The sequence below is a fragment of the Thalassospira profundimaris genome (genome assembly GCF_003326795.1).
Lineage (GTDB): Bacteria > Pseudomonadota > Alphaproteobacteria > Rhodospirillales > Thalassospiraceae > Thalassospira > Thalassospira profundimaris_C.
In genome coordinates, this window is the sequence record NZ_JPWI01000016.1 from 55409 (window position 1) to 71508 (window position 16100).

Here is a 16100-nt window from a genome sequence, read left to right on the forward strand (position 1 = left end):
TTATAAACGTGATGGCATTTCCCTGTGGCCGGATCGTTCATAGAATTTGGTTATCTCGCTCCGGCACGGAGCAATATCGCAAACATTCGTGTTGATACGAAAGAAAAAACGAAACTTTTTCTTTCTTTTGAACACGCAGGGTTCATTTTTGCGCCTGTCCAGAGCAAGGGCAAGTTAAAGTTCTGCAACAGTTTTTCAGCTGTGAAGCGGACCGGCTGACTGAAAAGCAAAAAGGCGCCATGAACGGCGCCTTTTCTCAAGATGTTCCGTTTTCAGTGCGACGGATATGGTCAGTCTTCTGCACTGAACTCGGCCGGGCAATCTACTTTCGTAAAGGCTTTGCCTTGCCCGTTAAACAGATGCGCGGCTCCGGCGGGCGCAGATGCCGTAACGGTTTCACCGATTTTTACCCGGCTATGTCCGGGGGCGCGAACCGTGACGCGATCACCATTGGCAAGTTTCAGATACAAATAGGTAGAATCGCCAAGCTTCTCGACGACATCGACCTCACCATTGACCGTCAATTCGCCCTGATCGCCAAGGGACAGATGTTCCGGGCGAATTCCCAGTTCGACCTGCGATCCGATTTCGGAAGCCGGAACGTCAAATGGCAGAACCGATTTGACACCGCCTGGAACCGATACAGTCACTTTGCCCTGCTCAACCCCGTCGATCGTGACGCTGGTGAAATTCATGGCTGGTGATCCGATAAAGCCCGCAACAAAACGGGTTTCCGGATGATGGTAAAGCTGCATCGGTGATCCGACCTGTTCGACATTGCCACCATTCATCACCACGATCTTGTCTGCCAACGTCATGGCTTCAACCTGATCGTGGGTAACATAAATGATCGTCGATTTCAGATCCTGATGCAGTTTTGCAATTTCGATGCGGGTTTGAACGCGCAACGCGGCATCAAGGTTTGAAAGCGGTTCATCAAACAGGAACACCTTTGGCTGGCGCACGATCGCACGACCAATGGCAACACGTTGGCGCTGACCGCCTGAAAGCTCCGACGGTCTGCGATCAAGGAGTTGATCAAGCTGCAGGATGCGCGCGGCTTCACGCACACGAGCGTCAATTGCAGCCTTGTCCTGTTTATCGAGCTTAAGCCCGAACGCCATGTTCTTGTAGACTGTCATATGCGGATAAAGCGCATAGGACTGGAAAACCATGGCAATTCCGCGATCACGCGGACTTTTGGTATTCACCAGTTCACCATCAATCATCAGATCGCCACCAGTGATGTCTTCCAGACCGGCAATGATGCGCAACAAGGTGGATTTTCCGCAACCTGACGGCCCGACAAACACCACGAATTCACCGTCTTTTACATCCAGATCAATGCCATGCAGGACATCAACCGCGCCATAGCTTTTACGGATCTGGTCAAGTTTCAAGTCAGCCATTTATTCAAAGCTCCTATCAGCCAACAATTACTTCACCGCGCCGGATGTCAGGCCGCGAATGAGTTGTCGGGAGAAAATCAGGTAAAGGATCAGGATCGGGATAATCGCAAGGCTCAGTGATGCCAGAACCGCGTTCCAGTCAGTCACATACTGGCCAATGAATTGCTGTACACCCAGGGTAATGGTCTGCTTGCCATCGCCCGGCGCAAGAATCAGCGGGAACCAAAGATCATTCCAGATCGGGATCATCGTAAAAACTGCGACAGTTGCCACGGCCGGGCGGATTAGCGGAAGAATGATCGCAAAGAAGATTTTGAACTCCCCGACCCCGTCACACCGTGCGGCTTCTTTTAAATCCTTGGGAATTTGATGCATGAATTCCGTCAGGATAAAGATTGCCAGTGGCAATCCCTGCGCCACATAAACCAGAACCAGCGCAGTCAACGTGTTCACCAGCCCCATATCGACCACAAGATTCAGGATCGACACAGAACCAAGCCGGATCGGCACCATGATACCGATGGCAAGATACAGGGCGAGCACCGTATTGCCCGGGAATTTGTATTCCGACAATGCCCATGCAGCCATCGCCGCCAGTAACAGAACAATCACGATGGTCACGATGGTCACTGTAAAACTGTTATAGAAAAACAGCTCAAAATTCGACTTGGCCAGAACCTTGGTGAACCCTTCCAGACTGAAGGTATCGGCATTTGGCAGCCCCATCGGATCCTTGAAGATTCCCTTACGGGTCTTGAAGGCGTTAATCACCACAAGGAAAATCGGATACAGCGCCACCAGCGTGTAGGTCAGAAGGATCGCATGAACGATCACAGCGCGACTGGCGTCTTCCCGACGTATATTTGCAAAATTCATCGTCGCCCCCGATTACAGCTGATAACGCGCCAGACGGCGCTGAATGGCGAACAGATAGAACAGAACGCCTGCCAGAATGATCAGGAACATCAGGGATGCAACCGTCGCCCCGAGATGCGGGTTTCCAAGCTGCAACTGATAACCAAAGAATGTGCGATAGAACAATGTGCCCATGATATCGGTCGAGAAGTTCGGGCCTGCCAACGCACCCTTTACCGCATAAATCAGGTCGAAGGCGTTGAAATTACCAACAAATGTCAGAATGGAGACCATGGCAACAGTCGGCAGGACCAACGGCAACTTGATATGGATGAATACTTCGAAATGGGTCGCGCCATCGACAATTGCGGCATCAACCAGATCGTCCGGGATCGCAAGCAAGGCGGCATAAATCAGCATCAAGGGAATGCCAACCCACTGCCAGACCGAAATGAATGACAAAGTGATCAAGGCACTACCTTCCTTGCCCAGCCAGGGACCGAACAAAGATTTAAGGCCGACAATATCAAGAAGGTCTGCGCCAACACCCCAGACAGGGCTCAGGATCAACTGCCAGATAAAGCCGACAATCACCACTGAAAGCATGGTCGGCATGATCATCATGGTGCGATAGGTATTCCGGAAGCGGAGCTGCGGCAGGCTGAGAATACCAGCCAGCGCAATGCCGATCGGGTTCTGGATCAACATGTGAACAGCAAAGAACTTCATATTGTTCCAGAAGCTGTTCCAAAAGGTCGCCGACCAATCCGGATCAGCCAAAATGGTGCGATAGTTGTCCAAACCAACGAAAGCAGTATCACCACCACTCGGGGTCGCATAGAAGCTGAGCCGGATTGAATCAAGCAGCGGATAGATCATAAACAGCGTGTAAATGACCGTTGCTGGGGCCAGAAAGGCGATCACAGGCAATTTTGCCTTGCGCCAATCGGTCATGGGGCCGGAATGCGCCATACCCTGTCCTGTTATCCAAGATTAAAAGATTGAAGGTTTCTGAATAACCTTCTCATGTATGGACCGCAGTTTTTCCGCCCGGCGGCCTCAAGATACAGAACGCATGCTGTTACCTGATCGGGCGATAAAGCAAGGATGGCAGAAACCCGCAGTCTCCGCCATCCTTTCGATATGTTACTGGTGCGGAGCATACCACTTCGCAAGACCAGCTTCGGCAGCACCTGCTGCATCTGTCGGGGTCAGCGTACCGTTGATTACCTGTGCAGAAAGGTTCCACAGGTCGTTTTCAAGGTTCGGCGTGCCACGCGACAGAATCTGGTAGGAGTTGCGAATGGTGGATTCACACTTCTGGCGCCAGCTCACGAACTCGCTTGCAACCGGATCGGTCACGGCGACTTTGTGGTTTGAAAGCGAGAAGAAGCCCGGCAGCGCGTTGGAATAGAGTTCGGCAAACTCGGAGCCCGTCATCCATTCAAGAAACAGTTTGGCTTCTGCTGCGTTTTTCGAACCTGCATTCAGGCCAAGAGCAATGTCGGTATGGTCACTGATATAGCAGGTATCGGCACCAGCTGCAGGGGGCGGCGGAAATGCGCCGAACTCGAAATCAGCCTGGTTGTTGAACAGCGAAATGTCCCAGGAGCCCGCCGGATAAACAGCTGCGCGCCCCAGCGAGAACAGGTTCTGCGCATCCGGATAGGAAATGGCTTCATAGCCGTCTGGCAAATAGTTCTTCCAGCTTGCCAGTTCCTTGAAGGTGTCGACATAAGGCGCATCGGTGAATTTCGCGCTACCATCGATCAGAGCTTTACGACCAGCTTCACCATTCCAGTAGTTCGGACCGATATTCTGGAAGCCCATGGTTGCAGCTTCCCACTGGTCTGCGGTCCCCATTGCCATCGGAATGTAGCTGCCTTCTTCCTTGATCTTGTCAAGGGCGGCATAGAATTCTTCGCGGGTTTTCGGGACTTCTACGCCGACTTCCTCGAAGGCTTCCTTGTTATAGATGAAACCGTGAATGACAGACGCCATCGGCAGGCAGAAGGTGACAGAACCGTCATCTGTTTGCCATGCAGATTTGGCAACATCAGAGAAGTTATCCATCCCCTTGAGGTCATCGAGCGGCGCAAGGTTGCCCTGCTTGTATAGTTCAAGCGATGCGTCAAACGGACGGCAGGTGATCAGGTCGCCTGCGGTGCCGCCTGCCAGCTTGGCATTGACCGATGCGTTATATTCGGTCGGTGGGGTCGGTTTGAACGAAACCTTGATGTCCGGGTGTTCTTTGTTGAATGCCGGAATGATTTTATCATTCCAGATATCGATATCGTCGTTACGCCAGCTTTCGATTACAAGTTCGCCAGCAGATGCCATCAACGGAACCAGGGCGACACTTGCCGCCAGGGCCCCGGCCAGACCTTTTGCTAAGACTTTATTCGACATTTATGCCTCCTCTGATCAATGTCGGCGGACTGGCACCGTGTTGATGTCAGTTCCTGTACTCAAGCGCTGTCCGGAGATTTCCATTAGACAGTACAAGAATTTCTTTTGCCCGGTCCGGTGTGTGACCCTTGGCCACCAGCACCGCCGAACGAATATCAAAGTCTGTTTTTTCAAGCGCGTGTTTGGCCTGATCTGGCGCGCAGGACGCGATGTGCGAGACGATGCGTACTGCCCGTTCATGCAGCTTGATATTTTCTGCGCGCATACCAACCATCAGGTTATCAAACAGGCGCCCCAACTTGTTCATCACAAGCGTCGACAGGATGTTCAGCGCAGCCTTTTGTGCTGTTCCCGCCCCCATGCGGGTCGAACCAGCGACAACTTCCGGGGCGCTTTCGAGGTAAATTCCTGTGTCCGCAATACCAAGAATATGACCATCAGGATTGTTGCAAATGCCGACAGTAAAAGCGCCACGTTCGCGCGCCAGCTCCAGTGCGCGCACCGTATAGGGCGTTGCGCCGCTGGCAGCGATGGCAATTACGGCATCATTTTCCGAAATATTATGTTGGGATATTTCGCGCGCAGCGAGGTCGACATCATCCTCTGCACCATTGAATTCATTTGGCGAGCTTTGAACACCGCCAGCCAGCATGACAATGGTATGCTCTTCGGGCCAACCAAAGGTCCCGCCAAGTTCCTTGGCGTCTTGCCATGCAACCGTTCCGGAAGTTCCTGCGCCGACATAAACGAGACGCCCGCCGCCCCCCAGGCGGCGTGCAATCCCGTTAGCTGCTGTGGCCAGATCCCCCAGGACCGGACCAACCGAAGCCACAGCACGCATCTGGCCTTCCCACAAGGCCATAAGGAAATCGGCGTCAGACCATTGGTCCAACCCGGCAAATCGCGAATCAAATTCTTCAGTGCGTGATGCCATTTTTCCGTCTCCCTCTCCAAATTAAATACCATTGTGATACCAGCGGTGCAAGCCACTTCGTAAATATTTTCGATAAAGACCGCCAATACACTCGGAAAACCTATATAAAACAATGCAATAGTTAACTATTTCAATTCACCCCTACAATCTGTGCGTATATCTACTGACTCCAAAATCAGACCACTATCAAATATAGTGGCACTATATTGGTATTGCTTTTTAAGATACCACTCTGCTATGCTCTGATCAGAAACGGGAAGGCAGCTAAGCAATCATGGCAAACGAACGGCTTTATCTTGGTGTTGATGGCGGCGGAACGCGCTGCCGCGTGCGGATTGCAAATGAATCCGGCTGCGTACTGGGTGAATCCGTGAGTGGCGGGGCCAATACCCGCCTTGGTATCGACCATGTTTTTGGTGAAATCATCGCAGCTGCGTCTCTTGCGCTTTCAAATGCCGGTATGGATGATTCCCGACTTGGTGATCTGCATGCTGGAATGGGGCTTGCCGGCCTCCCACTTGAGCGTGATCGCAAACTTGCGCAATCTTATGCGCATCCCTTCGCCAGCACCTGTTTTGCAACCGATGCCTATACAGCGTGCCTTGGCGCTCATGACGGCGCAAATGGTGCAATTCTGATCGTTGGCACCGGAACATGCGGACAGGCAATCATCGACAACACAGAATTGGCGGTCGCTGGTTGGGGGTTTGAAGTTTCCGATCTTGGTAGTGGTGCGCGGATTGGTCGCAATGCCATTGAAACAGCCCTGCTCGCCCATGAAGGTTTGGCTGAGAAAACAGACCTTACTACTGCTGTGATGGCCAAATTCGACAACAATCCCGAGAATATTGTCGTATTTGCCGAAACCGCGCGGCCATCAGATTATGGCGCGTTTTGCCCGATGGTATTTGATGCCGAGGCTGCCGGTGATAAGGCGGCGATATCACTTGTGAATTTCGCCGTAGATGCAAACCTGAAGATTCTCCGGAAGCTGGTCGCCTTTGGCGCACCACGTCTGACCCTGATGGGCGGGCTTGCCGAACAGATGGCCAAACGCATGCCAGAAGATATCAAGAAACTGATGGCGCCTGCAAAATTTGACGCCATGCATGGTGCTATTTTGTTGGCCAAACAGCATGAAAGAGCCGCCGCATGATCGCAACGTCGGACATCATCGCAAATCTCAGGACCCGGGATATTGAAAATACCGGCAATGGCCCGCTTTATCGTCGGTTGCAGTCTGCTCTTAAGGCTGTCATCGAAGATGGCATCCTGCAAGTTGACGATGCATTGCCAAGTGAACGCGATCTGGCAACCGAATTGGGTATTTCACGGGTAACAGTTCGCAACGCGATGCGTGCCCTTGTTGAGGAAGGCGTTCTGGTGCAACGACACGGAGCTGGAACCTTTGTAGCGCCTCGTGTCGAACAGGCTCTGTCGCGACTGACTTCCTTTACTGAAGACATGATTACACGCGGAATGGATCCGGGTGCGGTCTGGCTGGAAAAAACACTTGGTCATGCCTCGCCCGAAGAAGCCATGGCCCTTAATTTGTCACCGGGGACCGAGGTCACCCGTTTGCGTCGTCTGCGTACAGCGAATGACAAACCTATGGCGCTTGAATATGCGGTCATTCCGCGCGCCTTTTTGCCCAGCCCGGATGAAGTCGACAAATCGCTTTATGACGCGCTGGCAAAGTACAACAAAAAGCCCGAGCGCGCGTTGCAGCGCCTTCGGGCCGAACTTTTTGATGGCGAAACCGCCAAAATCCTTGGGGTGCCGGATGGCAGTGCCGCGCTTTATATCGAGCGACGCTCTTTCCTTGCCAATGGCACGCCAGTGGAATTCACCCGGTCCTATTACCGCGGTGACAGTTATGACTTTATCGCTGAAATGCAGGTGGATGCGCGTTGATCGAGTCAATTCGCCATTCATACAGAACCAAGGGAATATAGCACATGACGACAAGTTGGCGTCCGAAAACGCAGATGGGCCGCGAATTGGCAGAAGCCCCGGAAGTTGTCGCAACTCAGCTTGCACACAACAGGGATGCAATTGCCAAGCTGGCGGAAGACCTGCGGAACAATCCGCCGAAATTTGTTGTCACCTGCGGGCGCGGAAGCTCCGACCACGCCACCCTGTATGCCAAATACCTGATCGAAAGCCAGCTTGGCATTCCGGTCGTTTCGGCAGCACCATCAATTGTATCAATCTATAATCGTTCAATTGCCTCGAAAGACGCTTTGTTCATAGCGGTTTCGCAGTCCGGCAAGAGCCCTGATCTGGTGAAGAATGCCGAGGCAGCCCGTGACGCGGGCGCGCGCACTGTGGCACTTGTGAATGTTGTCGATTCTCCACTGGCCGACACCGTTGACCATGTGATCCCGCTGATGGCCGGACCAGAGACAAGCGTTGCAGCAACCAAATCCTATATCGCAACCCTGTCAGCGATTGCGCAGATTGTAGGTGCCTGGACACAGGATGATGCATTTAACAAAGGGCTCGTTAAGTTGCCTCAATCGTTGAATTCCGCTCTGGATCAGGATTGGCTGGGCGCATCGGAAACGATTGCCAACTCTAACGGCCTTTATGTTATCGGGCGTGGACCAGCATTTGCAATCGCACAGGAAGCTGCCCTTAAATTCAAGGAAACCAGCAGCTTGCACGCCGAAGCTTTCAGCGCAGCTGAAGTCAAGCACGGACCGATGGCACTGGTCACGCCGACTTTCCCGATGCTGGTATTCTCGCAGCAAGATGCGTCACGTGACAGCGTCGAGGATTTCCTTTCCGAGATGCGGGCAAAAACAGACAATCTGTTTGCCGCAGAGACGGGCTATGCCGATATCAAGGGTCACCTCCCGGTGGTCGAGGATATCCACCCGTTACTGGCGCCGATTGCCATGATCCAGACATTCTACACTCTGGCGGAAAATGTGGCTTTGGCCCGTGGCTGCAACCCCGATGCGCCGCCGCACCTTTCGAAAGTGACGGAGACCCACTAATGACCAGCTTTGCCATTACCAATGCCCGCATTTTCGACGGGACAGAATTTCTCGACGGAAGAGCGGTCATCGTGCGTAACGGCAAGATCGAATCAATTTCCGATGCAAAAGCCCTGCCCGACGACATTGAAATCGTTGATGGTCAGGGCCAAACTTTGGCCCCCGGCCTGATTGACGTTCAGGTTAATGGCGGCGGCGGCGTTCTTTTGAACGATCAACCCGATATCGACGGGGTGCGCGCCATTATGGAAGCCCATCGCAAGTTCGGTACCACTGCGATGCTGCCTACTCTCATCACCGACTATCGTGACAAGATGGAAGATGCAATTGCGGCCGTCAGCGCTGCAATTGATGCAAATGTTCCGGGTATCGTCGGTATTCATCTTGAAGGCCCGTACCTGAATGTCGAGCGTAAAGGCGTTCATTCCGCCGACATCATCCGCCCGATGGAAGATGATGCGATTGAACTTCTGACCCGCCTGCCCAACGGCAGAATTCTGGTCACCATGGCGCCGGAAAAAGCCGCCAAGGGAACCATAAAGATGCTTGCAGACAAAGGGGTTCTGGTTTGCGCCGGGCACACTGCAGGTACGTATGATGATATTCAGGAAGCAATTGGCGAAGGAATGCGTGGCTTTACCCATCTGTTTAACGCCATGAGCCCCCTTACCCATCGCGAACCTGGTGTTGCCGGTGCGGCAATGGCAGATGATACCACCTGGTGTGGACTGATTGTTGATGGTTACCACGTGCATCCTGCCGCTGTGAAAATCGCCGTTAAAGCCAAGGCAAAAGGCAAGATCATGCTTGTGACGGATGCGATGCCGACAGTTGGCGCAACTGAAAAACGCTTTGTCCTTGGTGGTGAGGAAATTATCGCCACTGATGGGCGTTGCGCCTTGGCCAACGGGACGCTAGCAGGCTCCGATCTTGATATGATCAGTGCGGTTAAAAACTGTGTCGAGATGATCGGTATTGAGCTTGGTGAAGCGCTTAGAATGGCATCCCTTTATCCGGCAGAGTTCCTGAAACTAGATGACAAGATGGGGCGCATTGCACCGGACTATCAGGCCGATATCATTCTGTTTGATGACAGCTACACTGTAACCCGCAGCTGGATCAACGGCGCATAACAATCAAAACAATCAATATTTTATCAGGTTTTCAGGAGGCATAAAATGAAGCCGGTTCGTATTCTTGTTATTGGTCTCGGTAATATGGGTATGTCCCACGCAAAGGCTTATCACGCGCTGGATGGATACGAAATCGTCGGCATTTGCGCACGTTCCGAAATCCCGGCAAACAAGCTTCCTGATGGTTTTGCCGACTATCCGCAATTTACCGATTTCTATACTGCGTTGGCAGAAACCAAACCGGATGCGGTTTCAATTAATACCTATACCGAAACACATGCAGATTTCGCCATCGCAGCATTTGAAGCCGGTGCACATGTTTTTATTGAAAAGCCGCTGGCTGCGACCGTCGCAGATGCTGAACGCGTGGTCGCATCTGCACGCAAACATGATCGGAAACTGGTGATCGGATATATCCTGCGCCATCATCCATCCTGGGAAAAGTTCGTCGAAATTGCCAAGACACTCGGCAAACCGCTTGTCATGCGGATGAACCTTAACCAACAAAGCAGCGGCGCCTTTTGGGAAACCCACAAGCGGTTGCTTAACAGCGTATCGCCGATTGTTGATTGCGGGGTTCATTATCTTGACATCATGTGCCTGATGACCGGCGCAAAGCCGGTATCGGTCAATGCAATTGGTGTGCGTCTCTCTGAGGATGTCGCACCAGAGATGTATAACTATGGGCAGCTTCAGGTACGTTTTGATGACGGCTCAGTTGGCTGGTATGAAGCTGGCTGGGGTCCGATGATCAGCGAAACCGCATTTTTTGTTAAGGATGTCATTGGACCGAAAGGTTGCGTCTCGATTACCGATGTCGAAGAAAAAGGAGCCGGATCGGCCGACATCGATACCCACACCAAGACAAATGCATTGCGCCTGCATCATGCAGATACCGACAGTTCCGGCGAATTCACCCGCGTTGATGAAATCATCCGCACAGATGACGAACCCGATCACGATGGTCTTTGCCTGCGTGAACAGGAATTTTTCCTAAAGTCTATAACAGAAAATCTTGACCTGACGCAGCATATGGAAGATGCATTGGGCTCCTTACGGATTGCCCTTGCTGCGGACCAGTCGGTTCGCACGGGGGCACCTGTTTTACTCTGACCCCCAGGAGGAGTACCCACATGCCTTCCGTTAAACCCGGTGTTGTTACCGGTGCTGCCTATCGTGACCTTGTCGCTGCTTGCAAGCAGGACGGTTACGCCCTTCCCGCTGTTAATATCACATCATCAAGCACGATGAACGCAGCCCTTGAAGCTGCCGCGAATGCCGGTTCTGACATTATCATTCAGCTTTCGAATGGTGGTGCACAGTTCTTTGCCGGCAAGGGCATCAAGGACGCTGATGCTGCCCGTGTCGTGGGCGCAGTTTCGGCTGCCCGTCATGCACAGCTTCTTGCTGAATATTACGGTGTCGCTGTTGTCATGCATACCGATCACGCGAACCGCAAGTTCGTCCCGTGGGTCGATGAAATGTTGAAATGGAGCGAAAAGGCCTATGCCGAAACCGGTCAGGCGCTTTATAGCTCTCACATGCTCGATCTTTCGGAAGAAACGCTTGAAGACAACCTGTCGACTTGCGAGACCTTCCTTAAGCGCATGTCCGCCATCGAGATGAGCCTTGAGATCGAACTGGGCGTTACCGGTGGCGAAGAAGACGGCATTGGTCACGAGCTTGACACGTCAAGTGACGAGATCGATCCGCGTCTTTATACCCGTCCGGAAGAAGTTGAAGAGGCCTATCGCCGTCTGTCGCCGCTCGGCCATTTCTCGGTTGCTGCTGCATTCGGTAATGTGCACGGCGTCTATAAACCGGGCAACGTCAAACTGCGTCCGGAAATCCTTCTGGAAAGCCAGAAATTTGTATCCGAGAAGCATGGTCTTGGCGACCGTCCTCTGGACTTCGTATTCCATGGTGGTTCCGGTTCGGAAAAAGAAAAAATCGAAGAAGCCGTCAGCTATGGCGTTTTCAAGATGAATATCGATACCGATACCCAGTTCGCCTATTCCCGCCCGGTCGGTGAATATGTCGAAGCCCATGCGCGCGCCTTCAAGTATCAGGTCGATCCGGAAACGGACAAACCATACAAAAAAGACTATGACCCGCGCGTCTGGGTTCGCGAAGCTGAACTTTCGATGGCAGCCCGTCTCGAAGAAGCTTTCAAAGACCTTGGCGCGACCGGTCGTTCGGTCACCAAGGGCTAAGCCTGATCAGCCTTGTTCGACCAAAATGGTCACAGGATTTGTGAAACCCGCCGGACTTGTTCGGCGGGTTTTTTCGTGTCTCTATCGCCATGGTCATTGTGAAATGACAGTCTCCTGACAAATACTGACAGGAGCTGTCAGGGGTGCGCTTGCGTATAGCGTTGACGTCCTCTATACACTTTCCGAACAATTCAGGAACAAAAGGCCCGATATGCTGACGAAAATTTCGGTTCGCGGTGCGAAAGAACACAATCTTCAGAACATCGACGTTGAACTGCCACGCGATTCTCTGGTGGTGATTACCGGCCTTTCTGGATCCGGAAAAAGTTCGCTTGCGTTCGACACGATCTATGCCGAAGGTCAGCGTCGCTATGTCGAAAGCCTGTCTGCCTATGCGCGCCAGTTCCTTGAATTGATGCAAAAGCCGGATGTCGAATATATCGACGGCTTGTCCCCGGCCATTTCGATCGAACAAAAAACGACATCGCGCAATCCGCGTTCGACCGTCGGTACCGTCACCGAGATTTATGACTATATGCGTCTTCTGTGGGCGCGCATCGGGATCCCCTATTCGCCTGCAACGGGTCTTCCGATTGTCAGCCAGACGGTGTCGCAGATGGTCGACCGGGTGATGGAGATGGAAGAAGGCACCCGTCTTTACCTTCTTGCTCCAATCGTACGCGGACGTAAGGGCGAATACAAAAAGGAATTGCGTGATCTGCGCTCACGCGGGTTCCAGCGCGTCAAAATCGATGGCGAGATGTATGACATCGACGAGGCCCCGGAACTCAATAAAAAACTGAAACATGATATTTCAGTCGTGGTGGATCGTTTGATCGTCAAGGAAGGCATCGCCACCCGTCTTGCCGACAGTTTTGAAACTGCCCTTGAATTGACCGATGGCATCGTCCTGACCGAAGACGCCAAGACTGGGGAAACCACTGTCTTCTCTGCAAAGTTCGCCTGCCCCGTTTCCGGTTTTACGATTGAGGAAATCGAACCCCGCCTGTTTTCATTCAACAATCCCTTTGGCGCCTGCCCGGCTTGTGATGGTCTTGGCACCCAGATGGAATTTGATCCGATGCTGGTTGTCCCAGATGAAAGCAAGACGCTTGAAGATGGCGCTGTTGCTCCTTGGGCAAGCAGCACATCGAAATATTATCTGCAGACGCTGAAATCGGTCGCAAAGCATTTCGGCTTCAAGACGAATGTTGCCTGGGACAAATTACCGAAAACAGCTCAGGACATTATTCTGAACGGCTCGGGCGAAGAAGAAGTCACCGTTACCTATGATGACGGGTCGCGCAGCTATAAGGTTTCTCGCCCGTTCGAAGGTGTTATTCCAAACATGGCCCGTCGCTGGCGCGAAACCGACAGTCAGTGGGCCCGTGATGAACTGTCCAAATATCAGATGGTTTCACATTGCCCGACCTGTTCGGGAAAACGCCTGAAACCAGAAGCACTGGCCGTAAAGGTTGATGGATTTGATATCTCGCAGATCACTGATCTTTCGATTGCCAAGGCCGGTGACTGGTTTATCGGCCTTGAAGGCAAGCTGAACGAGAAAGAAACAGAGATCGCCCGGCGTATTCTTCGCGAGATCAATGACCGTCTGCGGTTCCTGCGTGACGTCGGACTTGATTATCTCTCCATGTCGCGCACGTCCGGCACCCTTTCGGGCGGTGAGAGCCAGCGTATTCGCCTGGCATCGCAGATCGGCTCGGGCCTCACAGGTGTGCTTTACGTGCTTGATGAACCTTCAATTGGCCTGCATCAGCGCGACAATGACCGTCTTCTGGAAACCCTCAAGCGCCTGCGTGATCTTGGAAACACTGTTCTTGTCGTTGAACATGACGAAGATGCTATTCGCGCGGCTGACTATGTCGTTGATATGGGCCCGGGTGCAGGTATCCATGGTGGACGTATTGTTGCGCAGGGAACCCCCGAAGAAATCCAGCAGAACCCCGACAGTCTGACGGGAAAATACCTTGTCGGGATCGAGCAGATCGCTGTTCCCAAGGAACGTCGCAAAGGAAATGGCAAGGCGATTACCATCAAGGGGGCCACGGCCAACAACCTTCAGGGCATTGATGTTGATTTCCCGCTTGGAAAATTCATCTGTGTTACCGGAGTTTCCGGTGGTGGCAAGTCCAGTCTGGTGATCGAAACTCTTTATAAGGCGTTGGCAAAACGGATGCATAACGCCCGTCATCATCCCGGTGCACATGACAGCATTACCGGTGTCGAACTTATCGACAAGATCATCGATATTGATCAAAGCCCGATTGGCAGAACCCCGCGATCCAACCCGGTGACCTATACCGGGGCTTTCACCCCGATCCGGGACTGGTTCGCACAGTTGCCCGAAGCCAAAACACGCGGCTACAAGCCCGGTCGTTTCTCGTTTAACGTCAAAGGCGGTCGTTGCGAAGCTTGTCAGGGTGACGGCGTCATCAAGATCGAAATGCACTTCTTGCCCGACGTCTATGTGACATGCGATCAGTGCAAAGGTAAACGATACAACCGCGAGACACTGGAAATATCGTTTAAAGGCAAATCGATATCTGATGTCCTTGATATGACGGTCGAAGAAGGTGCCGAATTCTTCAAGGCTGTTCCTTCGATCCGTGACAAGATGGAAACCCTGAAACAGGTCGGTCTTTCCTATATCCACCTTGGTCAGCAGGCGACAACTCTTTCGGGTGGTGAAGCACAGCGCGTCAAACTTGCCAAGGAACTTTCAAAACGCGCGACAGGACGGACGATCTATATTCTCGATGAACCGACCACAGGTCTTCATTTCCACGATATCCGCAAATTGCTTGAGGTGCTGCATACCATTGTGGATCAGGGCAACACGGTGGTCGTGATCGAACATAACCTTGACGTTATCAAAACGGCTGACTGGATCATTGATATAGGACCCGAGGGCGGCGACGGCGGCGGGCAGCTGGTCGGCACCGGCACCCCGGAGGCCATCATGGCCAATGAGCGCAGCTATACGGGGCGTTATCTGAAACGGCATCTGGGACTGGAATAATATTTAAAGGGCAGCATGTTTTTGCTGCCCTTTTTCTTCGCCTACCCGCCACTGGTTACCCGGTTTTCAACCCTTTTGACCAAGGCTGTGCTCAGCCGTTCACTAAATCCTGACAAGAATGCGAAGACCAGAACGATCGACATTTGTTGTCCGGCCACGGCGGAATTGCTGATCTGGTCGAGGTCATCAAGATTATGCAGCTCATCAAGCGGTATGGGGAGTATCCCGGCGCGTAACGCAAGCAGCACGACCAGTGCGAAACAAAACCCCATGCATGGCCGGAACAGGAAATTAAAGAACACTGACGACGGTTCCATATCCGCCCACGGGGTGTCCTTCCCTAAACGCATCATCATGCTTGTCAGGGCACCAATGGCACCGAAGCTGCCAACAAAGAACAACAGGTCGTAACTGAACCCGAACAATTTGCCATTGCCTGTGCTGATGATGGTGTCTATCTGGACAAACATCAGAACAGCAAAAATCAGAACGATTGGCGACAGCGCCAAAGCAAGTGCTGCAATCCGAAGGCTTTTGTTGAAAGCCTTTTCAATCGGGTTTTCGGGGGTTGGTAACTTGGGATGATCTTTCATCTCTGCGCTCAGATCGTGCAAATACCCTTGGACAAAGCCGTCGCGTCCCTGATTAAGCGCCAAAAGCATCAAAACAGCATCGGATTGCTTGCGGTCAGTTACACTGCTTTCCGGGGCCACATCATTGCGCCACCATCGCAAGAACGCCCGCATAACAAGCGAGGCTCGCCATCCCTGGCGGGTTGCCACCACGTATTCAATCATGCTTTCGATGTCGGCAGGACTAAAGACCCCGTCGGGGAAACCACCAAACGGAAATCCCGGCCGCCGTTCCTTGCTCTCCGTCGGAGCGTCTGGTTGACACGCGGCATCGTCTTGCGAAGTCGGCTTGCACTCGACATCGCGTATGATCCGACGTCGGGGAACAAGCCCGATTACCGGACAATGTGTGGGTTCATAGCCATATGGGTGATGCGGGTAGCTCATATTGGCCCCAGTTTCACATATGTTCGACAGAACGGGTCTGGCATATAAGACGTACTTGCTGTGGCAATGTGAAAAATTTATGGGTC

General features: G+C 52.6%; 13 protein-coding genes. 7 read left to right on the plus strand and 6 right to left on the minus strand.

Annotated elements, in window-relative coordinates; translation table 11 throughout:
• Positions 1–290: 290 nt before the first annotated feature.
• The 5 genes from TH30_RS19655 to TH30_RS19675 form a co-directional block, all read right to left on the minus strand.
• Positions 291–1409, minus strand: a complete 1119-nt coding sequence (locus tag TH30_RS19655; RefSeq protein WP_114099782.1) for an ABC transporter ATP-binding protein — start codon at positions 1407–1409, stop codon at positions 291–293.
• Positions 1410–1436: 27 nt separating this feature from the next.
• Entirely contained in the window at positions 1437–2285 is an 849-nt protein-coding gene (locus TH30_RS19660; protein WP_114099783.1) for a carbohydrate ABC transporter permease, read from the minus strand.
• A gap of 12 nt (positions 2286–2297) precedes the next feature.
• A complete protein-coding gene (locus TH30_RS19665) occupies positions 2298–3236 on the minus strand; it encodes a carbohydrate ABC transporter permease (protein WP_114099784.1) in 939 nt (312 codons plus the stop codon).
• A 174-nt stretch (positions 3237–3410) separates the two neighbouring features.
• The gene (locus tag TH30_RS19670; protein WP_114099785.1) at positions 3411–4673 is read right to left on the minus strand and encodes an ABC transporter substrate-binding protein; all 1263 of its coding nucleotides are present in this window, start codon (positions 4671–4673) and stop codon (positions 3411–3413) included.
• 46 nt (positions 4674–4719) lie between these two features.
• Positions 4720–5607: an N-acetylmuramic acid 6-phosphate etherase gene (locus TH30_RS19675; RefSeq protein WP_114099786.1), complete on the minus strand. Its 888-nt coding sequence runs from the start codon at positions 5605–5607 to the stop codon at positions 4720–4722.
• A gap of 274 nt (positions 5608–5881) precedes the next feature.
• On the opposite strand from TH30_RS19675, the gene TH30_RS19680 reads away from it, so the two are divergent.
• The 7 genes from TH30_RS19680 (at position 5882) to uvrA (ending at position 14995) form a co-directional block, all read left to right on the plus strand.
• Positions 5882–6763 (plus strand): glucosamine kinase nucleotide-binding domain-containing protein, encoded by an 882-nt coding sequence (locus TH30_RS19680; RefSeq protein WP_114099787.1) that lies wholly within the window; start codon positions 5882–5884, stop codon positions 6761–6763.
• A complete protein-coding gene (locus TH30_RS19685; RefSeq protein WP_114099788.1) occupies positions 6760–7521 on the plus strand; it encodes a GntR family transcriptional regulator in 762 nt (253 codons plus the stop codon). The genes TH30_RS19680 and TH30_RS19685 overlap by 4 nt, the downstream gene beginning before the upstream one ends.
• 44 nt (positions 7522–7565) lie before the next feature.
• Complete coding sequence (locus TH30_RS19690; RefSeq protein WP_114099789.1) at positions 7566–8609, plus strand: SIS domain-containing protein; 1044 nt, start codon at positions 7566–7568, stop codon at positions 8607–8609.
• A complete protein-coding gene (gene nagA / locus TH30_RS19695; RefSeq protein ID WP_114099790.1) occupies positions 8609–9742 on the plus strand; it encodes an N-acetylglucosamine-6-phosphate deacetylase in 1134 nt (377 codons plus the stop codon). The genes TH30_RS19690 and nagA overlap by 1 nt, the downstream gene beginning before the upstream one ends.
• A 45-nt stretch (positions 9743–9787) precedes the next feature.
• Entirely contained in the window at positions 9788–10855 is a 1068-nt protein-coding gene (locus tag TH30_RS19700) for a Gfo/Idh/MocA family protein (RefSeq protein WP_114099791.1), read from the plus strand.
• 20 nt (positions 10856–10875) lie between these two features.
• Positions 10876–11955 (plus strand): class II fructose-bisphosphate aldolase, encoded by a 1080-nt coding sequence (gene fbaA / locus TH30_RS19705; protein WP_114099792.1) that lies wholly within the window; start codon positions 10876–10878, stop codon positions 11953–11955.
• 211 nt (positions 11956–12166) lie between these two features.
• Complete coding sequence (gene uvrA, locus TH30_RS19710; RefSeq protein WP_114099793.1) at positions 12167–14995, plus strand: excinuclease ABC subunit UvrA; 2829 nt, start codon at positions 12167–12169, stop codon at positions 14993–14995.
• Between the two features lie 41 nt (positions 14996–15036).
• On the opposite strand, the gene TH30_RS19715 is transcribed toward uvrA, so the two are convergent.
• On the minus strand, positions 15037–16014 hold the full coding sequence (locus tag TH30_RS19715) for a hypothetical protein (RefSeq protein WP_114099794.1): 978 nt from the start codon (positions 16012–16014) through the stop codon (positions 15037–15039).
• Between the last annotated feature and the right edge of the window lie 86 nt (positions 16015–16100).

Bases quoted from the DNA above. Each gene is read 5' to 3' on its own strand.
- TH30_RS19655 (WP_114099782.1), bottom strand. From the start codon at position 1,409: ATGGCTGACTTGAAACTTGACCAGATCCGTAAAAGCTATGGCGCGGTT.
- TH30_RS19715 (WP_114099794.1), bottom strand. From the start codon at position 16,014: ATGAGCTACCCGCATCACCCATATGGCTATGAACCCACACATTGTCCG.
- TH30_RS19690 (WP_114099789.1), top strand. From the start codon at position 7,566: ATGACGACAAGTTGGCGTCCGAAAACGCAGATGGGCCGCGAATTGGCA.
- uvrA (WP_114099793.1), top strand. From the start codon at position 12,167: ATGCTGACGAAAATTTCGGTTCGCGGTGCGAAAGAACACAATCTTCAG.
- fbaA (WP_114099792.1), top strand. From the start codon at position 10,876: ATGCCTTCCGTTAAACCCGGTGTTGTTACCGGTGCTGCCTATCGTGAC.
- TH30_RS19675 (WP_114099786.1), bottom strand. From the start codon at position 5,607: ATGGCATCACGCACTGAAGAATTTGATTCGCGATTTGCCGGGTTGGAC.
- TH30_RS19685 (WP_114099788.1), top strand. From the start codon at position 6,760: ATGATCGCAACGTCGGACATCATCGCAAATCTCAGGACCCGGGATATT.
- TH30_RS19665 (WP_114099784.1), bottom strand. From the start codon at position 3,236: ATGGCGCATTCCGGCCCCATGACCGATTGGCGCAAGGCAAAATTGCCT.
- TH30_RS19670 (WP_114099785.1), bottom strand. From the start codon at position 4,673: ATGTCGAATAAAGTCTTAGCAAAAGGTCTGGCCGGGGCCCTGGCGGCA.
- TH30_RS19680 (WP_114099787.1), top strand. From the start codon at position 5,882: ATGGCAAACGAACGGCTTTATCTTGGTGTTGATGGCGGCGGAACGCGC.
- TH30_RS19700 (WP_114099791.1), top strand. From the start codon at position 9,788: ATGAAGCCGGTTCGTATTCTTGTTATTGGTCTCGGTAATATGGGTATG.
- TH30_RS19660 (WP_114099783.1), bottom strand. From the start codon at position 2,285: ATGAATTTTGCAAATATACGTCGGGAAGACGCCAGTCGCGCTGTGATC.
- nagA (WP_114099790.1), top strand. From the start codon at position 8,609: ATGACCAGCTTTGCCATTACCAATGCCCGCATTTTCGACGGGACAGAA.